This window comes from Flagellimonas flava (genome assembly GCF_050617915.1).
Lineage (GTDB): Bacteria > Bacteroidota > Bacteroidia > Flavobacteriales > Flavobacteriaceae > Flagellimonas > Flagellimonas flava_A.
Genome location: NZ_JBODQE010000008.1, coordinates 1 through 23312, shown reverse-complemented (window position 1 = coordinate 23312; position 23312 = coordinate 1). Strand labels below are relative to the sequence as shown.

Here is a 23312-nt window from a genome sequence, read left to right as displayed (position 1 = left end):
ATTATTTCACCGAAACTTGCCGCGCCTTTTCTTCGTCTCAAGTGCCTGTAAATTGATAAACGAACGGGCGTAGGCCTGATTTCCCTTTTTATCAGAATTCTTTCTGTACTGTTCAGTCTTCTGCCCATAATACCCTCATTCACGCGCACATTTGACCCGTGCACTTATTTTTTGTACCCCAAAAGTCGTAGCGCGTTGACCACAACTACCAACGTAGAACCCTCGTGAATGGCCACTGCGATACCGATACTTGCCCAGCTCATAATTGTCGCCGGGATAAGCAGTGCAACCACCCCAAGGCTTACCCATAGGTTCTGCCTGATAACTGACTTTGCCTTTCTGCTCAAACCGATGGCAAAGGGTAGGGTTTCCAGTTTGTCTGCCATCAGGGCGATATCTGCGGTCTCTAAGGCCACGTCGCTGCCCGCTGCACCCATTGCAATACCAACGGTACTGTTCGCCATTGCAGGGGCATCATTGACCCCATCGCCCACCATTGCCAGTTTATTTTCCTGTTCCGCAAGTTTTTTGATGGCTTCCACTTTTTCCTCCGGAAGGAGACTTCCACGTGCTTCGGTCAACCCGATTTCCTCAGCCACGGCATCTGCTACTTTCTGGTTGTCGCCAGTAAGCATTATCATCTTCTTGATGCCGATTTTCTTCAGTTGGGCAAGTGTTTCCTTGGCTTTTTGTCGTGGTGTATCCATTAGCCCGAGCATCCCTATAAATTCATCGCCCCTTTTTATTAGCATCGTGGTCTTTCCTTCCCCTTCAAGTGCTCTTACCTTTTCTGATACTTCGCTGGGAACGCCCTTATCAATATCCTCGAAGAGCTCCAAATTGCCTATGTAAATGGAATTCCCTTGATAGTTTGCCTTTATGCCCTTGCCCTGTACGGCCTCCAAATCATCGGCATCTGGAATCTTTGTGTCTTTCCCGAGCCGTTCCATCCCATCCCGTACAACTGCCTTTGCCAGGGGGTGGTCGCTTAGTTCCTCTACCGCAATCGCGATTTCCAACAGTTCCTTTTTATCTATACTGTCAAAACTTTCGACGTCGGTAAGCTTTGGTTTTCCTTCGGTAAGTGTTCCCGTTTTGTCAAAGGCCAGTGCGGTAAGCACCCCTAAGTCTTCCAACGGGCGGCCACCCTTTATCAAAACCCCGCCACGTGCTGCTCTTGCCACACCACTCAATACAGCCGAAGGCGTAGAAATTGCGAGCGCACAAGGACTTGCAGCCACGAGTACCGCCAAGGAACGATAGAGACTTTCGCTCCACACTTCATCTATGACCAGAAAAGCAAAATTTAATACTATGACCAATAAGATTACTGAGGGCACGTAGTACCGCTCAAACTTGTCGGTCAATAATTGTGTAGGTGATTTTTGGTCTTGAGCCTCTTGAACCATCGTAACCAAGCGGTTGAGGGTAGAATCTTTTGCCTCTTTGATAACCTTTATTTCGAGGGTATTGTTGCCATTGATAGTTCCTGAAAATACACGATTCTCGTCGGGAATATCGCTTTTTGATGTATATTCCTTATCGGGATTTTCTATCGGTGTTTTGTCCACCGGAACACTTTCCCCCGTAATGGGTGACTGGTCTATACTACTATTGCCTTTTACAATTACACCATCGGCAGAAATTTTGCTGTTGGGGCGTACCACGATAGTATCACCTATCTGTAACTCTTCAATTCCGACTTCAACGGTATCGCCATCCTTTTTTAACAGTGCGGTTTTAGGCGCGAGGTCAGTCAATGCTGCGATGGACTTTTTTGCCTTGCCCATTGCATAGTTTTCCAGTGCGTGACCCAGACTAAAAAGGAACAGTAACAAGGCACCTTCTGCCCATTCGCCCAGATAGGCTGCCCCCGCAGCCGCGACCAGCATCAGGAAATCGATTTCAAATTCGCCTTTGGACACTTTGGTAATGGCCTCCTTCAGGGTAAAATAACCTCCAAAAAAATAGGCTGCTATATAGAGTCCAAAAGGGATGTTATCTGAAACCCCTGTGAATTTTTCCAACAAGAAACCCGTGATTAGTGTAACCCCACTCAAAATTGCAAAATAGAGTTCGGTGTTTTTGCCGAAGATGCCGCCGTGGTCGTGGCTTTGACCATCGTCTTTGCCGTGTTTTTCCTTGTCATTCATATTATTAATGGTTTTGTTATCGTTAATTAAGATTTAATCCACTTTTGGGCCTGTTGTTTCTCGGAAATATCAAAAAACTTAACTTCTGAGTTGGTGAAAAAATCAGTTGCCTTCGCGGCCCATTCCTGCCATTTCTTGTTGCCCACAAAGGCCATCTTGCCGTAATCTCCCAAGTGTGCCGAATCAATCTTTAGGTCTTCCCAAAAGCCTTTAAGAGTATAGCCTTTAAAATCTTCCATTTCAAAATAGAAATCCACTTTATGGCCTTTTTCTATGATGTGTGGATGAGCGGATGCATCTTTTCCATATCCTTTTCTGTAAGTTTTCCGCTGATTTTAGCGGCAATAAGATGTTCCTGCTCTATGTTTATTATCTGTACCATATTTGTATATTTTTAATCAAACTAATTAAAACAATCGTGCAACGGAAGTGCAAATAATCCTTCCTGCATGGCCCAATAACCTCCCGTTTTTAGTTGTACTGTGCCTTTTCCTTATCTATATACGCCAGGGCTTGGGGCAAATCGAGTTCGCGCGTGGCATTGCCTATTCTAATATAAAACCGTGACCTTCCGGCCTGGTTCACATAGACGGGCATTTTAGCCGGGTTTATTTCTATCTGGCATACGTCATTTTCGCCATATTTACAAAAAGACACTTTTAGATGTGTACATAAATGGGTACCCAATTTTTGGGAGATCAACTGCATCAGGTATTGCTCAAAACCATCTCTATCAGGTTTTTTCAAGGTTTCGAAATCCCGATTTAGACCAAGGATGTTGCCGTTATCATGAACACCTATGAGCAACCTACCACCCTCGGTATTCATAAACCCAGCTATGTTCTCTGCAATTATAAATTCAAGTTGTTTGTTTACCTTGCCTTGGCGTACGTTCCATCGCAAGCTTGACTTGAATTCCATCTGGCTGCTCTCTCCCTTGTTTATCAGTTCGTGAACGGTATGCCCTTCCATCCGTTTACTGTCCAGTCGAAAAAGCCTTTTTCTGAAAAAGAACATCAGGGCAAGGCTGCTTCCCATTATCCCGAACAATAAGTTCTTTAGGATTTGGTCAAAATCGGTAAGACCCCATACGGTTTTGAAGGCCTCGCCAAAATAGCTTGGCCAGTGACCGGAATCGCCCAACCGGTCAAAAAGAAAAAGGGATAGCCCCAAGGGTTGCAGTATAAAGACCCCAAAGGCAAAACCTGCCAAAAACCATATCCCTATTTTTCTTCTTTGCATTGATAACTGTGTTATAGTCTTCCGGTCAAAAGCAAAACGCTGTTATTTTTTGTCCTTTAACAGGACCGCCTTGAGTTTCTCAAACTCCTCCTCATCGATTTCGCCGAGGGCGTAAAGATCCCGCAAGGCCTCTATTGCGCGGTCTTTCCTTTTTTTCTGTCCCGGTGTGGGGTAGGGAATTAAAAATATCCAAAGGATTAGGATTATCCATAACCCCCACCATATCCAGTGCATTCCCCCGAAATACCAATCGTCCATCATAATTTTCTAGATTTAAAGATTAATGTTTCAGTTAGTATTGCTATTGCTTGTTTGTTCGAGCCAGTTGTTGGCCATGTTTCCATCTTCAGGTCCGAAATATTTTATATGGGCTTCACTAAACGGCAATAGCGATTCGGTGAACCGTTCTTGCCAAGTTTTTTCGCCCACCAAGGCTATTTTCTTAAGCCGTGTTTCTTCGGGAAAGGAAAAATCCAACCTCTCACCGCTGCTTTTCTTCACTCCTTTTTTAGGAGGCTCCATTTCCATATACCAAGCGGCCCGTTCATAGCTTTTCAAATGTTCGTTCAGGGCCTTGACCAAGGTCGCCCCATCATCGGCATCCATTTCTTGATCTGCGATGGTATATATGATTTGGTCTTTTTTGTAGATTGCTATCATTGTCGTATTCTTTTGATGTTGTTGGCCTAAAAGGCTACTCCAAATTGTCACTGCATTTATTGCATACTCCCTTTACGACCAGATTGATATCCTCCGCCATATATCCTTGGGGCAGGTTTACCTGTGGAATTTTACGGTCGGTCAAACAAACGGTCTCGTTGCACCGGGTGCAATGAAAATGCAGGTGCAGGTCGTTGCCTACCTCACATTCACAGTCTTCCTCGCAGAGTGCATACTTCATAATTCCCGTACCATCCTCTATTTGATGTACGACGCCTTTTTCCTCAAATGTTTTCATCGTCCGGAAAAGTGTGCTCCTTTCCGATTTCTCGAAAAAATTCTCCAACTCTCCCAAACTGATGGCCACCTCGCTTTCCAGTAGCTTTTTATAGGTCAACAGACGCATTGGGGTGGGCCGTATGCCCTTGCTCTCCAATTTCTTGACGATTTTTTCCATTTGCTAGCGATTGGGGGTTATACCTTTTAAGGCATTTGCCTGTTTAATTTCAATGGCCATGGGAGGTCTGGCTTTTCTGCATCTCGGAAACGAGGTAATAGGCATTGTTATAGGCGACCATCGTACCTTCCGGCAGCGGTTCCAATAATTTTATTTCCACCCAGCCATCTTCGGATACTCCTGTTCTTACTTGCACCGGTTTCAGTTCCCACTCGGTCTCGATGTCTTCCTGGTGTTTTTCGGCGGTAAAAATGTAAGGTTTGCCTTCCTCTTCTACAATAGCGTCTTCTGGTAGGGCATATACTTCCTGGGTATTGGTATGAATTTTCCCATTGATGTACATGCCGGGGATTAAAAAATCTTCTTTTTGATCAATCTCTGCATGTACGTGCACGGCCTTGGGATTTTGCTCAAACTGCTTACCTACCGAATAGATTTTGGCTGTCAAGGTAGTTCCGGGAACAGACTCTACTGTAAAAGATATTTTTTGCCCTTTCTTTACTTTATACACATCCTTTTCAAACACCATCAGGTCGGCATGAATGTGATCGGTATTGACAATCCTGAACATGACCGTTTGAGGATCAACAAATTGACCCAGCTGCACTTCTACCTTTTCAATGTAACCTTTGATGGGACTTACCACAGGTACGTACTCATATATGTCACCATTTTGAATCTTCGATACATTCAGATTAAGTTGTTTTAGCTGTGCTTCATAGCCCTTTGCTTCTCCTTTTATGGTTTGATAGTCAGCTAAGGTCTGTTGATAGGTCTTGCCTGAACCCACCTTTTCTTCGTACAATTTTTTCTGTCTTTCATATTCCTTTTCAAGGAATTTCAACTGACTGTATGCACGAACATAATTTGATTGAATGCTGCTAAGATTGGGGTGAGCAAGGTAACCTAATACCTGTCCCTTATTCACCTGGTCCCCTTCAATTACTTTAATAGAAGTCACATTGGCACCTAAAATAGCAGTGACAGTTGCCTCGTGCTGTGGAGGTACCTCTAACTGGCCATTGGCCTGAACCACTCCTGATAGTGCCCGAGTAGGTAGGGCGTCTACCTTAATGTCCAAACTTTGGAACTTCATATCAGAAAGGTGTACCTCGGCCATCCCTTCTTCACCATGTTCGCCTTCTTCACCTTCATTTCCGTCTTCACCTTCTATGTGGTTTTCATGTGAATCTTCAGCCGTATCAGCCGATTTGTTGCCACACCCTGTAAATACCGATACCATCAGTACCAGGGCCAGTATATATATGATTTGCTTTTTCATTCTTTTTAGTATTTTGTTCTTTTAAATTTTTTATTGACCTATTAGGAATTCCAGATTGATTACCGACTGGTTATAGCCATTCAGTGTGTTGAGGTAATTGAATTTGAGGTTCAATGCCTGGTTTAGGTTTTGAAAATATTCGACATAGTCTATATTCCCACTTTCGAAGCTCTTCTGGGCGTTATCAATGATGAGATCGGCCTGAGGAATCGCTTTCTCATTGTAATAATTCAGGCTGTTTCGAAACTTGTTGATCTCTTCTATTTGCTTACTAAACTGCCCCCTAATGGTTGTCTGAAAATACTCCCAATTTGTCCTGGCCATTTGCTCACGCAAGCCAGCGGCCTTTACATCAGCCTTATAGGATCCAAAAAACAGTGGAACGGCTATGCCTGCCTGTACGCCCCCAAACCTGTCAGAAGACCCGGCAATACCTCCTTCCGATGTTTCACCACCAATCAGAGACTGGTTGAAATACCCTACAAAAAATTCCGGCATCACCCTGGCAGAAGTGACAGATTTCTCCGCTCCGGCAATATCAACCTGTTGCTGCGCAAACCGGAGGAACGGATTATTGGCAATCAGCACAGGGTCTTGAAAAGACAATACCTGACGTTCCTCCAGCTCCGATGGTGAAAATGTTAAACCGGTCGTATCGTTTAACAGTATTTGAAGCTGCTTTTCCTGAATGACTATATCGGCTTCTAACAACTTGAGCTGATTCTGAACCTCCATTACCTGTGTTTCGGCAGAAGCCTTCTCCAGGTAGCTAGTTGCTTCCGTCTCGTACCGTATGGTTGCTGCATTGAGGAATCGTCCATAAATGGTGTCCTGATATACGAGCAACTTACGCCTTTCGTGCAAATAGGCCAATTCGTACCATGTTTGACGGATATTCCATTTAAGTTCATTCTCGGTTACTTCAAGCTGTCTTTGTCCCCCCTCTATCCGTTCGTTGGCCAGGTTGCGCTGTTTACCATAAACTGTGGGAAACTCAAAGGACTGCCCAATACTAAATGAAAGGTCATTTTCAAAGCTGTTGTATTGTCCATATTGCATTCCAATACCTGTCTTACCTGGGTTGAATGCGGCCTTCTTTCCTTGACGTTGAACGTCTATGTTGGTTTTGGCCACTTTTACATTTCCATTATTGGCCAACCCAATGGAGATAGCTTCTTCCAGGGTATTAACCTGTTTAGTTACCTGAGCATTCGCCAGTGTTGGCATTCCTACAAGTCCGCCCACCATAAGCAATACAAGAATAAGATTTGCATTAGGGGTTTTAAGCTCTTTCTTTTTGTCACTTCGCCCCTCTACGAACGTATAGAGCACTGGCAGTACGACAAGCGTAAGCAATGTAGCCGTAAGCATTCCGCCTATCACTACAGTAGCTAAGGGCCGCTGTACTTCAGCTCCGGCAGAACCAGAAAATGCCATCGGCAAGAAGCCGAATATATCTGTAGTTGCTGTAAGCATAATAGGTCTGATTCGTTCTTTTGTCCCAGTTAAAATGCGATCCTTGATATTGGTCACGCCTTCTTCCTTTAATGAATTAAAACGGTTGATCAACACTAGCCCGTTCAACACGGCCACGCCAAACAACACGATAAAGCCCACACCCGCAGAGATACTAAATGGCATATCTCGTAACCAAAGGGCAAATACACCACCGATTGCTGCCATGGGGATGGCTATATAAATCATAATGGATTGGGAAAATGATCCCAGAGCAAAATAGAGCAGTATGAAAATCAGAAACAGAGCGATCGGCACCACTATTTGCAGACGCTGCTTTGCCCTTTGCAGGTTTTCAAATTCACCTCCATAGGTGATGTAGTATCCTGCAGGAAGATCCAGTTGAGCGTCCAGTTTTGCCTGAATGTCATTGACCACAGACTCCACATCCCGGCCTCTTACATTGACCCCCACATACGTTCTTCGGTAGGTATTGTCCCGCGAAATCTGCATAGGTCCCGGCACATAGCTGATGTCAGCTACTTCTTTGATTGGTACCTGTATGCCATCCGGAAGGTCGATGTACAAAGTGCGTACATCGTCGATACTTTGACGGTGCGCCTCATCAAATCGGATGACGAGCTCAAATCGCTTTTCGCCTTCAAATACCACTCCAGCAACTCCGCCAGCAAAAGCAGCACTCACATAATCATTCAGTTTTTGAATGTCCAATCCATATTGTGCTATTTTATCACGATTGTAGCGAACGGTCATTTGTGGTAAACCTGAAGTCCGTTCAGGGTTAACGTCTCCTGCACCCTGCACTGTGGAAATGATATCAGCCATCTCCTGCACTTTGGTAGCAAGAATCTCCAAATCTTCACCGTACAATTTGACAGCAATATCTTCTCTCACGCCCTCCAGCAATTCATTGAAACGAAGCTCTACCGGCTGGGTAAATACCAGATTGACACCTACGAGTTCCTGATCCAATTTATCCTTGATCTTATCAATAAGTTCGTCTTTGCTTTCTGCGGTTACCCATTTGTCTTTGTCTTTTTCCAGAATGAGGTACATGTCTGCTATGTCCATGGGCATAGGGTCCGTTGGAATATCAGCTACTCCGATACGGGCTGTTACCGTTTTGATCTCAGGGAAGTTGTCCAACAAGATATTTTCAATTTTGATCGAAACATCCTGGGATTCAGTCAACGAACTACCCGGACGGATCAAGGCCTGCATGGCTAGGTCTCCTTCATCTAGTTGAGGTACGAATTCTCCACCCATTCGTGAAAAAGCAAAGCCTGCAATACCCAGCAGAACAATGGCTATAACAATTACCGCAGCCTTAAAGCGCATAGCACTTTTCAGCAATGGAAGGTAGACACGTTGAATGCCTCCAATGATTTTATCGCTGATTTTCTCCAACCATCGCTCAAAGCGGCCAAACCAATTTTTCTTATTTTCAATGGGCTTCATAAGCAAGGCAGACATCATGGGGACATAAGTGAGACACAAAACAATAGCTCCAATCATGGCAAATCCAAAGGTGTAGGCCATAGGCTGAAACATTTTGCCCTCTACACCAGTGAGGAAAAGAATAGGGGCAAACACAATGAGGATAATGATCTGACCAAAAAAAGCAGAGCCCATCATGGTACTCCCGGCTTCATAAGCCAGTTCGTCCATTACATCCTGATTAAATTTAATTTTACCTGTGCGGATCCGCTTTTGAATTTCATATACAGTCCCCTCAATAATAATCACCGCCCCATCAATGATGATCCCAAAGTCGATGGCTCCTAAACTCATCAGGTTAGCCCACACATTGAACTGCTTCATCAGGATGAAAGCGAACAGTAGGGATAGCGGAATGGTAGTCGCTGTAATGATCCCGCCACGTAAACTTCCCAGCAAAATCACCAATGCGAAAATGACGATTAATGCCCCCTCGATCAGGTTGGTTTTAACCGTACTGGTAGTTCTGGCAATCAAAGCACTCCTATCAATGATGGTGCTAATTTCCAATCCTTCAGGAAGAGATTTCTCCACTTCTTCCATGCGCTCCTTTACATTTTGAATCACCGCATTGGGGTTGGATCCCTTCAGCATCATAATGATTCCACCAACAGCTTCTTTGCCATCCTGCGTAAATGCTCCATACCTTACTTGATGACCAAACTGTACTTTGGAAGCCACATCATCTATGGTAACAGGAATACCGTTTTCGGTTTTGATAACGATCTTTCGAATGTCATCCAGTGACCGAATCAACCCTTCACCCCGGATGAAATTAGACATCCGGTTTTTTTCAATGTAAGCCCCACCAGTATTGACATTGTTTCTTGCCAGGGCCTCAAATACCTGTGAAATACTGATGTTTTGTGCATTAAGCTTATCCGGACTGACGGCTACCTCATATTGCTTGATGTATCCACCATAGGAATTAACTTCAACGACTCCATCCAACAGGGTAAGTTGTCGCTTTACCACCCAGTCCTGAATCGTTCGCAAATCAGTCGGTGAGTACTTAGTCTCATAGCCTTCCTTTGGCTGAATGGTGTATTCGTAAATCTGCCCCAACCCGGTAGAAATCGGACCCATGGAAGGACTTCCAAATTTCTGTGGTATGGTTTCCTGCAGTTCGTTGAGCTTTTCCTGCACCAGTTGCCGTGGGAGATAGGTACCCATATCGTCTTCAAAAACGATGGTGACTACCGATAGACCAAATCGGGAAATGGATCTGATTTCTTCCACACCTGGAAGATTGCCCATAGCCAGTTCGACCGGATAAGTGACGAACTGCTCTATGTCTTCTGTACCCAGATTTTGGGAAACAGTTATTACCTGTACCTGATTGTTGGTAATATCAGGTACTGAGCCCAGGTTAACCGTGGACATGGAGTAGATGCCTACTCCGATGAGGGCCAACGTAAGCAGACCCACGATGAATTTATTCTTTATGGAAAAAGAAATGATTTTGTTAATCATAGAAAAGAAATGTTTAATTCAGTTGAAAACAGATTTAATATCCCTACTTGTTGGAAAGTGGGTGTTTGCTCACAACAGGATATAGTTATCCCGCTACTGAATTAAACTTGCGGTGGTTGGTAAAGGGAAAGGGTAAAATCTTTGCCAAGGCTGTTAAAATAGGCAAAGTTTACGTGAGAAATCACTAATTGAAGCGGTTGAAATTCGACTATATCAAAATCAATGGTATGCACATGGCAACAATGACACTGGCAGAATGGTGAACATAGCTCACAATCTTGGTCGTGATTGCCATCATAGTCCATTGCCGAAACGACCTGGGCATCATCTTTAGCTGTGCCCGAATCGCCACAGGGCACTACATTGAGCGCCAAAAAGTAAAAGGACAATATGATTGTTAAAAATTTCACGGTATAAAAATATAAAAAAATCGATGCAACACCTATGCAAAAACTGGAAAGCAGGGATAAAAGGTTTCATGAAGCACTAAAAATTAGTTATTCTGCAAATCCATAAATCTTTTGAGGGCGAAATATAGAAGAATTAGGGCTTTCCATATAATAGCTCATATTCCGTAATGTCACAGTGATTTCCAAGGGTGCCCATCAAAAGCTAGGTTTGTAATAACTTGGGAATCATCAGATACGTTGCCTGCATCGCTACAAGGCACTACATTGAGCGCCAGGAAGTACATTGATAATATGATTGCCAAAAATTTCACCTTGCAAAGATAAAAAGTTTTTCGTGCAACTGTGTAGCAAAGATTTATACGGTTTCAAAAAACAGTGATTTTAGATAACTAATCGAAAAAGAATTCCCTTAAAATGTTCTTTTAACCGTACTAGAAAGGATTACTGTTTACTGTCTATGCGATGACCTGGCACCTTGATGCGCAGACTGTTAAGAATTATTTATAAGCTCCAATATAGGAATCTTAAGACAAGCCGTGGCTGGTGATAGGTTATAGGCGTCGTTGTGCATTGAATTTATTGTTCAATATAATGGCAACTTTGGTTGATGCATACTAATACAATGCAAGCCTCCACCTCCTAAATTTACAGCTAACGCATCCAACATTACCACTTTTTTTGTTGGGAAAACTTGCCCAAGTATCCGAATTGCTTCTTCATCCTGTAGTCTGATTTTATCGGGCATTCCCTCTCGCCAATACTTCTGACCAATGACGACCTTATTGGTAATAATGAAATTTAGATAGCTGGCAGGTGCTACCACGGTAATGGTATCTCCTTTTGGAAATTCGCTCCCATCAACATAATCAAGTGTTTTGATATAATCGTATACGTAATCGCCTGGATTCATTGTTGTGAGGATGGTTTGCGGCAATGGCATTCTTACTATTCTAAATGCATTGCCATCTTGATTGGTACTTTTCGAAAGTATTTTGAAGTTTTCTTCCAAACGCCTATGGTTTTCCTTGGCGATTGGATCTTTTAATTCAGCACTGTCAATACTAGCTAAAAGAATAGTGGAATCATTGACAAATCGAGCAAATTCATCCACATGGCCATTGGTCGTAACAACCGTGTATGCTTTGGTGCTGTCAGATGTTGATAATGGGCCAAGAAACGTATGACTATCTTCAAGAAGTCCCTCTTTTAACCAAATAACTTTTTTGACTCCAAGTAGTCTTCGATATTCCGCCTCCATTTCATCCTTGGACATCCGCGGGTTACGACCTTTTTCAACGGTCTCAGTCACCATTACAGTCCCTTTACCGTTAAGCTCACGGTTACCTCCCTCGCTCACCATTGCACTTGATATAAGGGGAAGGTTCAATAATTCAGCAACCCTTTCGTCATACTTCTCTTCAGTTACTGAATTCAGGTCCGTTGTATCACCATAACCCCAAGAATCGAAATTGAAGTCCGCAATGGCAGGGCGTCCATTTTTGGCTTCGACGAATACCGGTCCCATGTCCCTTGCCCAAATTTCTATTGACGGAATGACACGAAAAATTAGATTTTTTGAATCTGAATGTTTTTCAACTATTTTGGATTTAGCTTTTCGAAGTACAATGTCATCAGCACAGCTTATAACAATTTTTAAATCACTTATAAGCGCATCAATAATAGCCATTGTTACCTTCTCTACCGATTCACCTTCTTTATGATCGGTGGTTGGCCAAATTAGCCAAAGAGCGTCAATTTCTTCAAATTCGGCCATTTGTCTAGTAATCTTCACTTGCTCTAGATTTTTATCAGAAATGGAATTACAGGACAGAACCAATAAGGAAATTGCCAATATCAGAATAAGAGATTTCACTTTTTTTGGATTTATGATACACAACTTGTTACATGAGGAATTAAAGTAGGTGTTTAACAGTTCAGATTTCGGGATAAAGAGACTTTTTGTTCCTGTTTTTGGAACTGAAAAGAAAATAAGGGGTGTCTCTAGCATGGTTCATTTTAGCTGGGCGTTAGCTGTATTTCAGCAGTTATTCAATTCTCAATAAATGCACTATAGACGACCTTCTCAAGTCTTGCATTAATTTCATCATTATGTCCTGAAAATGCGACCTGTCGAAGTTGGATGACTATAAGTTCATTCAACGGATCAATCCAAAAAGTAGTGCTAAAAGCTCCACCCCAAGAATAAGTTCCTTCGGGTTTATTGGGGTGGTCTGCTGTTGCAATATCAAAACCAAACCCGAATCGTGCAGGACCCCAAGGATAAGAAATAGTATCAATTTGGTTTTGGTGCATCAGTTGAGCAGTTTCTGGTTTTAATATTCGTGTTTCACCCAATATCCCATCGTTCAGCATGGTCTGGCAAAACAGGAAATAATCTCTTGCAGTCCCTGTCATTCCGCTTCCACCTGAAAAATAGGTCTGCGCTCCTGCAATTGGGTAATCTGGAATATATAGCGGATGATCTTCTAACTTCAAAGGCTCAAACTGGCCTAAGGTATCGGTTACATAATCGGCACCAAATAAAGGAGTCAGATTTGCTGAAGCGCTGGAATCACTAAAGTAGAAATCAAATGTGGTAGCACCAATGGGCTTAGTAATATTTTCTCTGATATAATCATCCAATTCCATTCCTGAAGCTACTTCAATTACCCGCCCGAGTACATCAGTACTCAATCCGTAAGTCCACTTTTTTCCAGGCTCATGAACAAGAGGAAGATTGCCAAATCGATTCATTTTATTTTGAAGCGTCCAATCGTGATACGTGTTAAGAGCAGGTATTTTATGTTTCATAAAAATAGCATCTCCATGGTCCTCAAATCCATATGTTAAGCCTGAAGTATGAGTAAGAAGTTGATGTACAGTAGGTTGTGTTTTAGTCGGGACGCTAGTCCAAGTGGTGTCCTTAGGATTAAAACCAGTGATAATTTCCATTGAATCAAAAGATGGAATGTATTTGCTAGCCGGATCATTCAATTTGAGTTTGCCAGCTTCTATAAGTTGCATCGCCGCTACGGATACAACAGGTTTTGTCATACTTGCCATTCTGAACAAATGATTTTTACGATAGGGCACAGACTGTGCAAAATCTGCCAAACCCACTTCCGATTCGTATATAATTTTTCCGTTTTTAGCAATTAGAGTGACAGCTCCAGGGAACTTTTTTGCCTCGATATATTCTTTAACCATTGATTCAATTTTGGCAAGCGAATCCATATTCATGCCGACTTGCTCAGGAGTAGCAAACTGAAATTTTCCGAAGGTTTCTTCTTTGTCAGTTTTGCACGAAATGGCAAGAACCGATGCAATTGCTAAGATGATTGTTGAAATTTTCATGTTTTCAAATTTATGTCGAAGTTGGTCGCTGACTCATAACGGTCTCGTATAACCGTAATTACGGTTATACATTGTTGTGCTTTCGTTATTTATTTAATTCATTGTCAATTAGTAAAATAATCTCCTCACATTTTTTATTCATTTGCAAAAAATATTCCATTCATTATTTCAAAATTGTTTATGGCAAAAGCGAAACCATTTTTTTGTTTTTGGTCACTAAATATACCTCCAAAGGTTTCTTCGTTTAAATTTCCAAATGCTCCCATTTTTCCGTTTGACTGCTGAAAAAAGTAATTCCTTGACATAGAACTTATATCTTGTTTTTCATAACTACCCGGATATAGTGTTTGTTCTGCGTCATGTCTCCAATGATTTTCGGAAGTCTTTAATTTTTTATAGAGTAAGTCCAAATTCAGTTATTCATTTTTGATTGAGTCATTAGAGATAACAGCAAAATTACCCGAGTTTTTCAATTCTTGGTAGGTATTGTCAATTAGATAGAAACTTTGCCATGTGTAGATGTCTACTATATGCTTATTAAAAGAATTCCAATCTGCTACAGGCTTGCCATTAAAATATTCTAATACGATATATGCTGAATTAATTAGTGAATTGCGTCTATTGATAAATCGGTTAATTTCCGTAATTGACAGTTGTAAATCTCTCTTGATATTGTTGATATAAGTTAATTCGGTATCTCTTAACTTTCTTTCCTCATTCCAATTGTTAATTTGTAAAGCAATCAAAATTCCAATAACGACAAGGACAATTTCTCCAATTGTGTATTTAAAATACTTTCCTGTTTTACCGTCTGAAAGTAAATCTTGTCTAATTTTTCTAAAGAATTTTATCATTGGTTACTGGTTGGTCATAATGAAGCACAATGGTCTCGTGTATGGCTTCGTTGCGGAAAACGTCAAATGGACTTTTCCGCCATAGCCACTAATTTAGCGAATCAGGCTGGATTTTCCGTTTGGAAATTCCTGCCGCAATTAATTATACACGTTGTTAGCCACTGGCTTTAGTCTTCTGTATCAACAGGTTTTTGGGTTGACGTAACACTATCAATTTTCCATTCTTCATTATACTTTTTATAAATTGCTGTCCAAGCAAAGTGTGTTTCTTCTTGAATTTTATTCCCTTTCTGATCTTTATAAGTTAGGGTTACGATTTTGTCAACTAAAGTGTACGCCATACTTCCATCGTCTGAAAACCTAATTATTGGTTCTGATGCATCATCCCATTTAACAAATTCGACTGCTGAGAAGTATTTGTTATAGCGTGATATTCTTTCTTCTTTTGTTGAACTGCTGATGACTCCATTACCTATACCTATAAAATTATCGGAAAACTGGTTGGCAAAGGCATTTGAGTCTTTATTAAAATGATAATCTCTTTGAGCATTATGTAGTTCTAAAATTTTTTCTCGTTCCTTTGATATATCTATTACACCTTTTTTACTACAGGATATAGTAATCGTAAAAATTAAGATAAATAATAATACTGTTTTCATATTCTAATATTTAAATAGCTTGTGGCTAACGGTTTATGTATGAATCCGTTGCGGGAAATCCCTAAGGATTTCCGGGTAAGGAATCAGTACAAATTAAAAGGAGTAATATTATCTGAATTATAGAGTAACTATGGATTATACACATTGGTAGACACTGGGTCTTATGTTATCTGAGCAATACTCTTATAATGGTCGCATAAATATTGTTTTATAATTTCTATAATGCCAAAGCAATAAATATAGGTTCCCGAGAACCATTGCTGAAGTTATCACAGGTGTTCCTTTCATATGAAGCCCCACAGAAATAATAAAAATATTTATTGTTACTGGTATCATAAGAATGCTAGATAGCACTACAAATCGATTAAAGAAAACTAGAACACCTATGATTATTTGAAAGTAACCAATAAAGTTCCAGTAAAATCCCGTTTCATACATTGCATTAAAGTATGAGCCAACAGGGTTGTCATTTGTTAAAATAGTAAATTTTATTCCAGGACATTTTCTTATTCCAGATATTATAAAAGTTAATCCCATTCCGATTTTAGCAGTCCAATAAACATATGTTAAGATGGGTTTAGTTTTTAAGTTGTCAATGGAGAACATATGTATAATAAGTTTACTCTTTAGGTTTAAGAGTATTTTCTATAAAGTTCTGAAAGAGTATGATCCAATCACTATCATCAAAAAGTTCTGCTTCATCACCGTTTCTCACTATTATAGTGTTGGCCCTTGGAGAAACATATATTATCTGCCCTAAGTTGCCTATAGCCATAAAGTCAGATTTTGTATTCTTTTCTGGAATTCCCCACCAAAGGTAGTTGTAAGTCCAAAATTTTGGATTACTAAAATTTTGATACGTGCTATCCATTTTAGGTTGTATAGATTCATCAATCCAAGAAGATTGCACAATTTGATTATTTTGCCATTTTCCATTATCTAAAGCTAGTTTTCCAATTTTTGCAAAATCTATGGCTCTTGCATTAAACCCGCTTTCCATTTTTTCAAAATTATTTTCGTCGGTACTCCATGTGGCATCATACTCCGTTCCAATCTTTTGCCATATTTTGGATTCTAAATATTTTGAAATGGACTTTCCAGTAGTGCGCTCTAAGACTAGACCAATTAGTAAAGCATTGTAATTATTGTATTTAAATTTAATTCCTGGTTTTTGCTCGATTTTAGAATGCTTTATAGCTACTTTTCTCAAGTTTGGATGATAGTAGGTTTTAGGGCTATCTCCAGTAACAAATGGGAAGCTTATATTATGGGAATAAGAAAGACCTGATTGCATTTTTAGCAAATGCATAATTGTAATATCTCTAAATCTTATATCTTCTTTCTCAAGTTCTGGAACATATTTTGTAATTGGATCCTCAATGTTGCCGATTGCACCTTCATGTATGGCGATACCCATTAATAGCGATAAAATTGATTTAGAGACCGAAAACGATGTTTGTAATGAATTACGATCATTACCAGAAAAGTAATTTTCGTATAATAATGTATCATTCCTTATTACAATAAAGGAATGAGTCTTTTTTTTCTTTAAGAAGTTATCCAGATTGGATATGGTTGAATCTTCTTCAAAGGTTTTAACCACATCACTTGTTTGTGCTTTTGTGCCATTAATGAATTTATATGCTACATGCGCCCTTTTAATGTCTGCATACTTAAATTTTTCAAAGTCATCATAGTCAGCATCTTGCCAAGCAACAACACGATAAATATATCTTGGGCTGTAAAAACAAGATTGTGTCAAAGTCAAGAGTCCAATAATTAATAGGGTTCCAATAATAATTGGTTTTTTCATTATTTAAAAGTTTCCAGCTAATGTACTTTTGACTGAGTACGGTTGGATATGTTTCCTAAGATTTTTGGTTCGAACCAATCGGAAAATACTATTGAATACTTTTTTTCCTATAATTTGAAGGTGTAGAATTCGTTTCCTTTTTGAAAGCCGAGAAGAAAGTGGACTTGGATTTGTAACCAAGATCATAAGCCAGTTGTTCCATTTTTAAATTAAACTCATCACCTAATAGCCGTCTTTTGGCTTCTTCAATTCTATAGGAGTTTGTGAGAGTTATAAAACCAACTTGTAATTCCTCATTCAGAATTTGTGAAATATTGTGAGTACTTAGGCCGCTTTTTTCGGAAAGCATTTTTAATGAAAAATCTTCATTGAGATAGAGCTTCTCAGTTTCTATCAAGGTGGTAATTTGGTTAAGCTTTTCTCTCTTGTAAAATGAGGATAATGATGACTTAGAGTATTTCTTACTCGGGAATTTAAAAAGATCAGTTTTACCAAGGAGATAAAGAGTAATAAGATACATAGCAAAAACACTAAACAGATCTGCAGAATAATGTGGAAATGGACTTTTAAAGAATACATAACCTTCAATCTTGCCTCCTTGCGAGAAGAAAAGAATCAGGCTGCCTAATATCAAAATACCTGTTACATACGTCAACCAGTTAATTTTTTCCCGTTCAACTTTTTTATCATTTCTTCTATATTTTATGATTTGTACTATTGAAACGCATCCATAAATAAACAAATGCAAGGACAAAAGTTCAACGACTACCCAACCCTGAATGTTCCACGGGTCAGTCGAAAAATGTGGTTTTACTAATTCTGTTGGAATATTTGTCCGAAACTCCATGAGGTATATGGACTTTTTAAATACACCTCGTTGAAAAAAGAAGTTGAATGAATAAATAAAATAAAACAGAAATGGAGTTAGATGAAAAAATTCGAACTTGAGCCTTTTTAGGTTCATTTGTGATTTACAATATAAGAATGTAAATGGACCTAATAGGAATATAAATGGGATGGATGTCATAAATATATGAGGGTAATAGCTCATATAACCCGTACGCAAAAAAAAGGATTCAATTTGCATAATGAGCAAAACCGTAATAATGTAAACAATCAGTTTATGTTGTCGGTATCTCTTTTTTATACTGAAAAAGTAAATAATAAGTATTGCCTGAACAATTCCAAAAATGATAGCGGTAGTGATAGGACCAAATTCTAGTATCGGATTTGAGGTTGAAATCACTTTAGTAAAACTTTTTATTGATTAATTATTGTTTGCTTTTACCCAATTATGAAACTTGTGGCTAACGTGTTCGTGTATGAACCGATTCAATGGTTTATACACATTGTTGTGCTTAGTCTTTCTTTAATCCATTATTTTGATTGGTTAGAAATTTTTAGCCTTTAAAGGAGGCTGTTAATAGGGTATTTATCTTTTATTTCACTTAATTTTTCTCTTTGATTTACTCCAAATTCAATAAATGATCCATCAAAAAATTGTAAGAACGGACTTTTTAATAACGCTCCAAAACCAGGTGATTGCACTACACCTTCAACTAGAGCTTTTCTAGAATTCCAATCTCTTTCATTCAGCATTTTATTTTTGTGCTGTAAAAATAAATTCTCGACGTGACGCACTTCTGCAGCAAAAAAGTAAAAACCTTGATTGTATTCTTCTTCGGTCAATGAATCGGGACTAGCTCTAAAACACGAAACTATTCTTGCCGATTCTTTAGAATTTGCAAAACTTAAAAGTAATTGAATATCTAGAGTCGTAATTTCATGAAATGTCGATGCTTGAGTAGCTTTAGTATTATCTCGAATTTGAAAACCAACGAAAATCAGTGAAATAATCACAGCCATCGCTGATATGATTTCAGCAATCAAAGCATATTCCTGGAGTATTTCATTCATATCTCTATTTTCTAATGTTATTGAATTCGTTTAATTTAAATTAAGCACAACGGTCTCGGCTATGAGTAGTTGCGTGGGTTAGCACTTAACTTTGCAAGTACATACCGAACTGAAAATCCGCGAGGATTTTCAGAAGCAGGCGAGACCAAGCAATTACTTATAGCCATTGTTGTGCGTTCGTATTTTATTCTTTCATTTCTACTCTAATCAGCCGAATAGTTTTCGTATCGCTTAAATTTTCTACCGTATGAGGTGCTTCAGGGTCTTTATACATTGTCAAAGGAAAAACAAGAGGTTCAGGTAACTTCCGAGTATCCATAATCACATTACCTTCTGCGTCTCGGTCAATGAAATCTCCTGCATCCATAATATATAAGACACTTTTCCATTGATGATGATGTACTGGCTCAATTTCGTTTGGTAAGACGGTTACTTCTAAAACTCTTACTTTATCATTTTCCAATAGTATTTTATGATTATTTGGTGCAGACACAACTGCATCTTGGTCTTTTGGCCAATCAGCTGGATTTCCTGTTTTATACAAAAGTTTTTGTTCGTCTGTTATTTGTCCGAATACTGAAATAGTTGAAAATACTGTATAGCAAATCGTAGTAATTAAAAATTTTGAAGTTGATTTCATATTTGGTCAGTTTTAGTTTTAAGTGCTTACTCTAATCGGTTTTCAGCTATCCCGTTTTGCTTTATTAAACAGTTGTTTGTCATAAGACGTACAACAGGGGAATATAGTTATTAACTAATATAGGAATATATCATCATTGATTATATACCGTTTATATTTCTCACCTTTCTACAGATTTACCTCCCTTAAATGGGCGAGTTATTGAGACTTTTCGGAGTGAATTAGTAGATTCCCTAGAAACGTTGATTTTATGGGATTAATCTAAACTCCATCCGAGACAAAATGTCTACCCTGGTTCAAGATAGAAGTTGGGAACGCGAAAGATTTCCTTCTTAGATGATTGATTTATCATACCTGAAATTTTAGTAGGCAACTTCGAGTATCATTTTATCCTATTTTGGTTCCATTCTGTATTTCTCGCTCAGGTTGAATCAAAGTCACTTCATTGTTCTCACCAACACCACCCAAAATCAGACACTCGCTAATAAAGTTCGCTATCTGTTTGGGCGGGAAATTCATGACCGCCACAACTTGTTTGCCAATCACGTTCTCTGGACGGTATAGGTCGGTTATCTGGGCAGATGTTTTACGAAATCCGAAATCTCCAAAATCAACGATCATTTTATAAGCGGGTTTTCTTGCTTCTTTAAAAACTTCACAGGTAATTACCGTACCGATTCTCATTTCTATTTTTACAAAATCATTCCACTGAATGATAGTATTATGTTCCTTTGAGATCATGGTTGTGTTTTTAGGGTTGCTAGGGTAAAATAGTATTTGTTTTGTAGATACGCATCCGGTTTACTAAATTAACAAATAGCTTGAATGGGAATGTTCTACAAAACTAAGATGCTCTACGCATCAACCTCATCGTAACGGCCAGGGTTCTAAGGTTGCTGCTTGTTATATTCCCTATTGTGAAGTAATTTCAAGAAATACGTTGGTCGTTTGGACGTATACCCGAATGGAAATGAACTCTATGGAACTTGATTTTCCTTTCTGTAAAAGCATCGATGATAGGATTCATCATTTTAAAATAAACTTTAATGCACGAAAGACTTAGGAACCATTTTGAAGAAATCGTTGATCTGACCGATCAGGAGTTCGCTTTTGTGCTTACCCAGTTCAAGACAAGGGAATTCGAAAAGGGTGATTTCATTTTTCAAAATGGTGATCCGATCAAATATGCATATTTCATTGTTTCCGGGCTTGTGAAGCTTGTGTACCATGATGAGAACGCCAACGAACATATCGTTTCCTTTGCCATGGAGGACTGGTGGGAGAGTGACTTTAATGCTTTTTTCAACCGATCGGAGGCAACCTACTCCCTAAAATGCTTGGAAGCTACCCGGGTATGTTACCTTACTTTGGAAGGCTACCAAAAACTAAGTAAGGGACTACCAAAAATGGGGGCCTTTTGGCTCCAAAAATCAAATGGGGGATTCATGAGCTCCCAACGACGAATCCTTTCCCTGCTCACCACAAATCCAAAAGAAAGGTACGAGCAATTTTTAAAGGAATACCCTTCCCTTGGGCAAAGAATTTCCAAGACACAAATAGCGGCTTATTTAGGTGTTTCCCGAGAAACCCTAAGTCGACTCCACTACTAGCAAGTGTTTTTGTGACCCAAATCACAACTGATGGGCTACTTACGTGAGTTGGCTCACAGGTATGGCCTTTGTCCATTTTTCAACTTTGTACCATAAACTTTTAATAACATTTGAGATGGAACGAATTACAGTTTTAGCAATTGTGCTGCTAACGATAGCAAACCTTCGTGCTCAAGAAAAAACAGAGAAAAACATGGAAAGAAAAGAAATCAACCCCTGGACATGGCAAGATGAGCGTCATTACGCTCAGGCCATTGAAGTAAAGAACCCTGAAAGCACCTTGTACATATCAGGTCAGACCGCAATCGATGCCAACGGCATCTCTAGTACGGCTGATTTCAAAAGTCAGTTGCTTTTATCGATTGCCAACCTTGAAGAGGTACTGGCAAAGGCAGGATACAAAAACACGGATATTACCCGGATTACTTTGTATACCACATCCTTTGATGAATTGGGCCAGAACTTTGGAACCATTCAGGAATGGATTGTATCGAACAACATTAGAACGGCAATAACCGTGGTGGAGGTCAGTAAACTGTTTGAAACCACAGTGGTGGAACTGGAGGCAACAGCCGCGAAATAACAAAACATTAAAATGATGAAGACTTTAATTAAACTTTTAATACTTATTGCGATAAACAATCCGGTAAAGGGTCAAGTAGAGGACTATTTGACAGATCAACACCTTGATCGAGGAACCAAAGAGTTTTTAAAAGCTCTCAATACCTCCGGTGGACCTGCCCTGGAGACGCTTTCAAAAGAAGATGCCCGGCAGGTCTTAATTGGGGCACAGGCCGCTGCGGATGTTGATTTTTCTGGTATCGAGGAATCAGAAAAAACAATCGAGGCGGATGGATACGAAATCAGCTTGAACGTTGTTCGCCCCGAAGGCGTGGAAGGGGAACTTCCGGTATTCATCTTCGTTCATGGTGGCGGATGGATTTTGGGAGATTACCCCACACATAAGCGGATGGTGCGGGACTTGGTTGTAAGATCTGGCTTATCGGCGGTATTTGTAAACTATACCCCATCCACGGAGGCTAAGTACCCGAAGGCCATCAATGAAATTTATGCTGCCACCAAATGGGTCTCCGAAAATGGGAAACAGATCAATGTTGATGGATCAAGATTGGCCTTGGTCGGAAACAGCGTAGGGGGCAATATGGCAACGGTAACTGCCATTAAAGCCAAGGAACAGGGTGGACCCGATATCAAGCTACAAGTGCTTCTTTGGCCGGTAACGGATGCTTCATTTTCCCAAAAGTCATATGAAAAATATGCCAAGGACAGGTTCCTGACCACTCCGATCATGAAATGGATGTGGGACCAGTATACGACAGATCCAGAAGAAAGAAGATCCATTTATGCTTCTCCGCTCCAAGCTTCTTTGGAACAATTGACAGGCCTCCCACCGACTTTGATTCAAGTTGCAGAGAACGATATCTTAAGGGATGAAGCAGAAGCCTATGGGGGAAAACTTGATAAAGCGGGTGTACCTGTGACCATAGTGCGCTACAATGGAATGATTCATGATTTTGGGTTATTGAACTTCTTGGCCGAACTACCGACAACCAAGTCTATGTTTGATCATGCAGCCACATAGCTTAGAAACCACCTGTTTAAATAACCGGTACATCCATCAACAAAAAGCCACTCACATGAGTAGCTTTTTGTCTTGTATTCTATATTTTTCCAGGGATGAAGTGCCCTTAGGCTCAAAGTTTCCAATGTATTTACCATCACTAGTGTCCACTTAAAATAAGTTGATTTTCAACTGGTTATCAGTTTGTTCATTGACATTATTGTAATTAGAAT

24 protein-coding genes are annotated in these 23312 nt (G+C 39.9%); 3 read left to right on the top strand and 21 right to left on the bottom strand.

Translation table 11 applies throughout. The features are described from left to right. Nucleotides 1-164: 164 nt before the first annotated feature. The 21 genes from ACRHOZ_RS17255 to ACRHOZ_RS17155 all read right to left on the bottom strand — a co-directional run bounded on the left by ACRHOZ_RS17255 (nucleotide 165) and on the right by ACRHOZ_RS17155 (nucleotide 20628). Entirely contained in the window at nucleotides 165-2153 is a 1989-nt protein-coding gene (locus tag ACRHOZ_RS17255) for a heavy metal translocating P-type ATPase (protein ID WP_431128216.1), read from the bottom strand. A 26-nt stretch (nucleotides 2154-2179) separates the two neighbouring features. Further along, nucleotides 2180-2410 (bottom strand): STAS/SEC14 domain-containing protein, encoded by a 231-nt coding sequence (locus tag ACRHOZ_RS17250; RefSeq protein ID WP_431128214.1) that lies wholly within the window; start codon nucleotides 2408-2410, stop codon nucleotides 2180-2182. Between the two features lie 214 nt (nucleotides 2411-2624). Beyond that, nucleotides 2625-3395 carry an AlbA family DNA-binding domain-containing protein gene (locus ACRHOZ_RS17245; protein WP_431128211.1) on the bottom strand — a complete coding sequence of 257 codons (771 nt, stop codon included), beginning with the start codon at nucleotides 3393-3395 and terminating at the stop codon, nucleotides 2625-2627. Nucleotides 3396-3437: 42 nt separating this feature from the next. After that, the gene (locus tag ACRHOZ_RS17240) at nucleotides 3438-3656 is read right to left on the bottom strand and encodes an SHOCT domain-containing protein (protein ID WP_431128208.1); all 219 of its coding nucleotides are present in this window, start codon (nucleotides 3654-3656) and stop codon (nucleotides 3438-3440) included. Nucleotides 3657-3683: 27 nt separating this feature from the next. Continuing rightward, a complete protein-coding gene (locus ACRHOZ_RS17235) occupies nucleotides 3684-4055 on the bottom strand; it encodes an STAS/SEC14 domain-containing protein (protein WP_431128205.1) in 372 nt (123 codons plus the stop codon). Nucleotides 4056-4089: 34 nt separating this feature from the next. Then, a complete protein-coding gene (locus ACRHOZ_RS17230; RefSeq protein WP_431128202.1) occupies nucleotides 4090-4512 on the bottom strand; it encodes a Fur family transcriptional regulator in 423 nt (140 codons plus the stop codon). 49 nt (nucleotides 4513-4561) lie between these two features. Continuing rightward, complete coding sequence (locus ACRHOZ_RS17225; protein WP_431128199.1) at nucleotides 4562-5794, bottom strand: efflux RND transporter periplasmic adaptor subunit; 1233 nt, start codon at nucleotides 5792-5794, stop codon at nucleotides 4562-4564. Between the two features lie 30 nt (nucleotides 5795-5824). Continuing rightward, a complete protein-coding gene (locus tag ACRHOZ_RS17220; protein WP_431128196.1) occupies nucleotides 5825-10240 on the bottom strand; it encodes a CusA/CzcA family heavy metal efflux RND transporter in 4416 nt (1471 codons plus the stop codon). Nucleotides 10241-10341: 101 nt separating this feature from the next. Continuing rightward, nucleotides 10342-10650 (bottom strand): DUF6660 family protein, encoded by a 309-nt coding sequence (locus ACRHOZ_RS17215; protein ID WP_431128193.1) that lies wholly within the window; start codon nucleotides 10648-10650, stop codon nucleotides 10342-10344. Between the two features lie 170 nt (nucleotides 10651-10820). Next, entirely contained in the window at nucleotides 10821-10961 is a 141-nt protein-coding gene (locus ACRHOZ_RS17210) for a DUF6660 family protein (RefSeq protein ID WP_431128190.1), read from the bottom strand. Between the two features lie 272 nt (nucleotides 10962-11233). Next, on the bottom strand, nucleotides 11234-12442 hold the full coding sequence (locus ACRHOZ_RS17205) for an agmatine deiminase family protein (protein WP_431128189.1): 1209 nt from the start codon (nucleotides 12440-12442) through the stop codon (nucleotides 11234-11236). Between the two features lie 257 nt (nucleotides 12443-12699). Further along, a complete protein-coding gene (locus ACRHOZ_RS17200; RefSeq protein WP_431128186.1) occupies nucleotides 12700-14004 on the bottom strand; it encodes a serine hydrolase domain-containing protein in 1305 nt (434 codons plus the stop codon). A gap of 134 nt (nucleotides 14005-14138) precedes the next feature. Next, nucleotides 14139-14414: a hypothetical protein gene (locus tag ACRHOZ_RS17195; protein ID WP_431128183.1), complete on the bottom strand. Its 276-nt coding sequence runs from the start codon at nucleotides 14412-14414 to the stop codon at nucleotides 14139-14141. A gap of 6 nt (nucleotides 14415-14420) precedes the next feature. Beyond that, nucleotides 14421-14858, bottom strand: coding sequence for a DUF6090 family protein (locus ACRHOZ_RS17190; RefSeq protein ID WP_431128180.1), 438 nt, complete (start codon nucleotides 14856-14858; stop codon nucleotides 14421-14423). A gap of 167 nt (nucleotides 14859-15025) precedes the next feature. Next, complete coding sequence (locus tag ACRHOZ_RS17185; RefSeq protein WP_106143218.1) at nucleotides 15026-15517, bottom strand: nuclear transport factor 2 family protein; 492 nt, start codon at nucleotides 15515-15517, stop codon at nucleotides 15026-15028. Between the two features lie 183 nt (nucleotides 15518-15700). After that, the gene (locus tag ACRHOZ_RS17180; RefSeq protein ID WP_431128176.1) at nucleotides 15701-16123 is read right to left on the bottom strand and encodes a hypothetical protein; all 423 of its coding nucleotides are present in this window, start codon (nucleotides 16121-16123) and stop codon (nucleotides 15701-15703) included. 13 nt (nucleotides 16124-16136) lie between these two features. Beyond that, nucleotides 16137-17330, bottom strand: a complete 1194-nt coding sequence (locus tag ACRHOZ_RS17175) for a serine hydrolase domain-containing protein (protein WP_431128173.1) — start codon at nucleotides 17328-17330, stop codon at nucleotides 16137-16139. A gap of 88 nt (nucleotides 17331-17418) precedes the next feature. Then, nucleotides 17419-18177, bottom strand: a complete 759-nt coding sequence (locus ACRHOZ_RS17170; RefSeq protein ID WP_431128170.1) for a helix-turn-helix domain-containing protein — start codon at nucleotides 18175-18177, stop codon at nucleotides 17419-17421. Nucleotides 18178-18737: 560 nt separating this feature from the next. Continuing rightward, complete coding sequence (locus ACRHOZ_RS17165) at nucleotides 18738-19247, bottom strand: hypothetical protein (RefSeq protein ID WP_211297979.1); 510 nt, start codon at nucleotides 19245-19247, stop codon at nucleotides 18738-18740. A gap of 184 nt (nucleotides 19248-19431) precedes the next feature. Then, nucleotides 19432-19887, bottom strand: coding sequence for a hypothetical protein (locus tag ACRHOZ_RS17160; protein ID WP_106143224.1), 456 nt, complete (start codon nucleotides 19885-19887; stop codon nucleotides 19432-19434). 387 nt (nucleotides 19888-20274) lie between these two features. Further along, nucleotides 20275-20628 carry a tRNA-binding protein gene (locus ACRHOZ_RS17155; RefSeq protein WP_431128166.1) on the bottom strand — a complete coding sequence of 118 codons (354 nt, stop codon included), beginning with the start codon at nucleotides 20626-20628 and terminating at the stop codon, nucleotides 20275-20277. Nucleotides 20629-20933: 305 nt separating this feature from the next. Here ACRHOZ_RS17155 and ACRHOZ_RS17150 point away from each other — a divergent pair, with 305 nt between their 5' ends. The 3 genes from ACRHOZ_RS17150 to ACRHOZ_RS17140 all read left to right on the top strand — a co-directional run bounded on the left by ACRHOZ_RS17150 (nucleotide 20934) and on the right by ACRHOZ_RS17140 (nucleotide 23100). Further along, complete coding sequence (locus tag ACRHOZ_RS17150) at nucleotides 20934-21497, top strand: Crp/Fnr family transcriptional regulator (protein ID WP_431128163.1); 564 nt, start codon at nucleotides 20934-20936, stop codon at nucleotides 21495-21497. A gap of 193 nt (nucleotides 21498-21690) precedes the next feature. Next, the gene (locus ACRHOZ_RS17145; RefSeq protein ID WP_431128160.1) at nucleotides 21691-22080 is read left to right on the top strand and encodes a RidA family protein; all 390 of its coding nucleotides are present in this window, start codon (nucleotides 21691-21693) and stop codon (nucleotides 22078-22080) included. 12 nt (nucleotides 22081-22092) lie between these two features. Continuing rightward, nucleotides 22093-23100, top strand: a complete 1008-nt coding sequence (locus tag ACRHOZ_RS17140) for an alpha/beta hydrolase (RefSeq protein WP_431128157.1) — start codon at nucleotides 22093-22095, stop codon at nucleotides 23098-23100. The last annotated feature ends 212 nt before the right edge of the window (nucleotides 23101-23312 follow it).

Excerpts from the sequence above, each read along its gene's own strand:
- ACRHOZ_RS17255 (WP_431128216.1), bottom strand. The coding sequence starts at position 2,153 with ATGAATGACAAGGAAAAACACGGCAAAGACGATGGTCAAAGCCACGAC.
- ACRHOZ_RS17245 (WP_431128211.1), bottom strand. The coding sequence starts at position 3,395 with ATGCAAAGAAGAAAAATAGGGATATGGTTTTTGGCAGGTTTTGCCTTT.
- ACRHOZ_RS17240 (WP_431128208.1), bottom strand. The coding sequence starts at position 3,656 with ATGATGGACGATTGGTATTTCGGGGGAATGCACTGGATATGGTGGGGG.
- ACRHOZ_RS17235 (WP_431128205.1), bottom strand. The coding sequence starts at position 4,055 with ATGATAGCAATCTACAAAAAAGACCAAATCATATATACCATCGCAGAT.
- ACRHOZ_RS17230 (WP_431128202.1), bottom strand. The coding sequence starts at position 4,512 with ATGGAAAAAATCGTCAAGAAATTGGAGAGCAAGGGCATACGGCCCACC.
- ACRHOZ_RS17225 (WP_431128199.1), bottom strand. The coding sequence starts at position 5,794 with ATGAAAAAGCAAATCATATATATACTGGCCCTGGTACTGATGGTATCG.
- ACRHOZ_RS17220 (WP_431128196.1), bottom strand. The coding sequence starts at position 10,240 with ATGATTAACAAAATCATTTCTTTTTCCATAAAGAATAAATTCATCGTG.
- ACRHOZ_RS17200 (WP_431128186.1), bottom strand. The coding sequence starts at position 14,004 with ATGAAAATTTCAACAATCATCTTAGCAATTGCATCGGTTCTTGCCATT.
- ACRHOZ_RS17190 (WP_431128180.1), bottom strand. The coding sequence starts at position 14,858 with ATGATAAAATTCTTTAGAAAAATTAGACAAGATTTACTTTCAGACGGT.
- ACRHOZ_RS17185 (WP_106143218.1), bottom strand. The coding sequence starts at position 15,517 with ATGAAAACAGTATTATTATTTATCTTAATTTTTACGATTACTATATCC.
- ACRHOZ_RS17180 (WP_431128176.1), bottom strand. The coding sequence starts at position 16,123 with ATGTTCTCCATTGACAACTTAAAAACTAAACCCATCTTAACATATGTT.
- ACRHOZ_RS17175 (WP_431128173.1), bottom strand. The coding sequence starts at position 17,330 with ATGAAAAAACCAATTATTATTGGAACCCTATTAATTATTGGACTCTTG.
- ACRHOZ_RS17170 (WP_431128170.1), bottom strand. The coding sequence starts at position 18,177 with ATGGAGTTTCGGACAAATATTCCAACAGAATTAGTAAAACCACATTTT.
- ACRHOZ_RS17165 (WP_211297979.1), bottom strand. The coding sequence starts at position 19,247 with ATGAATGAAATACTCCAGGAATATGCTTTGATTGCTGAAATCATATCA.
- ACRHOZ_RS17160 (WP_106143224.1), bottom strand. The coding sequence starts at position 19,887 with ATGAAATCAACTTCAAAATTTTTAATTACTACGATTTGCTATACAGTA.
- ACRHOZ_RS17155 (WP_431128166.1), bottom strand. The coding sequence starts at position 20,628 with ATGATCTCAAAGGAACATAATACTATCATTCAGTGGAATGATTTTGTA.
- ACRHOZ_RS17150 (WP_431128163.1), top strand. The coding sequence starts at position 20,934 with ATGCACGAAAGACTTAGGAACCATTTTGAAGAAATCGTTGATCTGACC.
- ACRHOZ_RS17145 (WP_431128160.1), top strand. The coding sequence starts at position 21,691 with ATGGAAAGAAAAGAAATCAACCCCTGGACATGGCAAGATGAGCGTCAT.
- ACRHOZ_RS17140 (WP_431128157.1), top strand. The coding sequence starts at position 22,093 with ATGATGAAGACTTTAATTAAACTTTTAATACTTATTGCGATAAACAAT.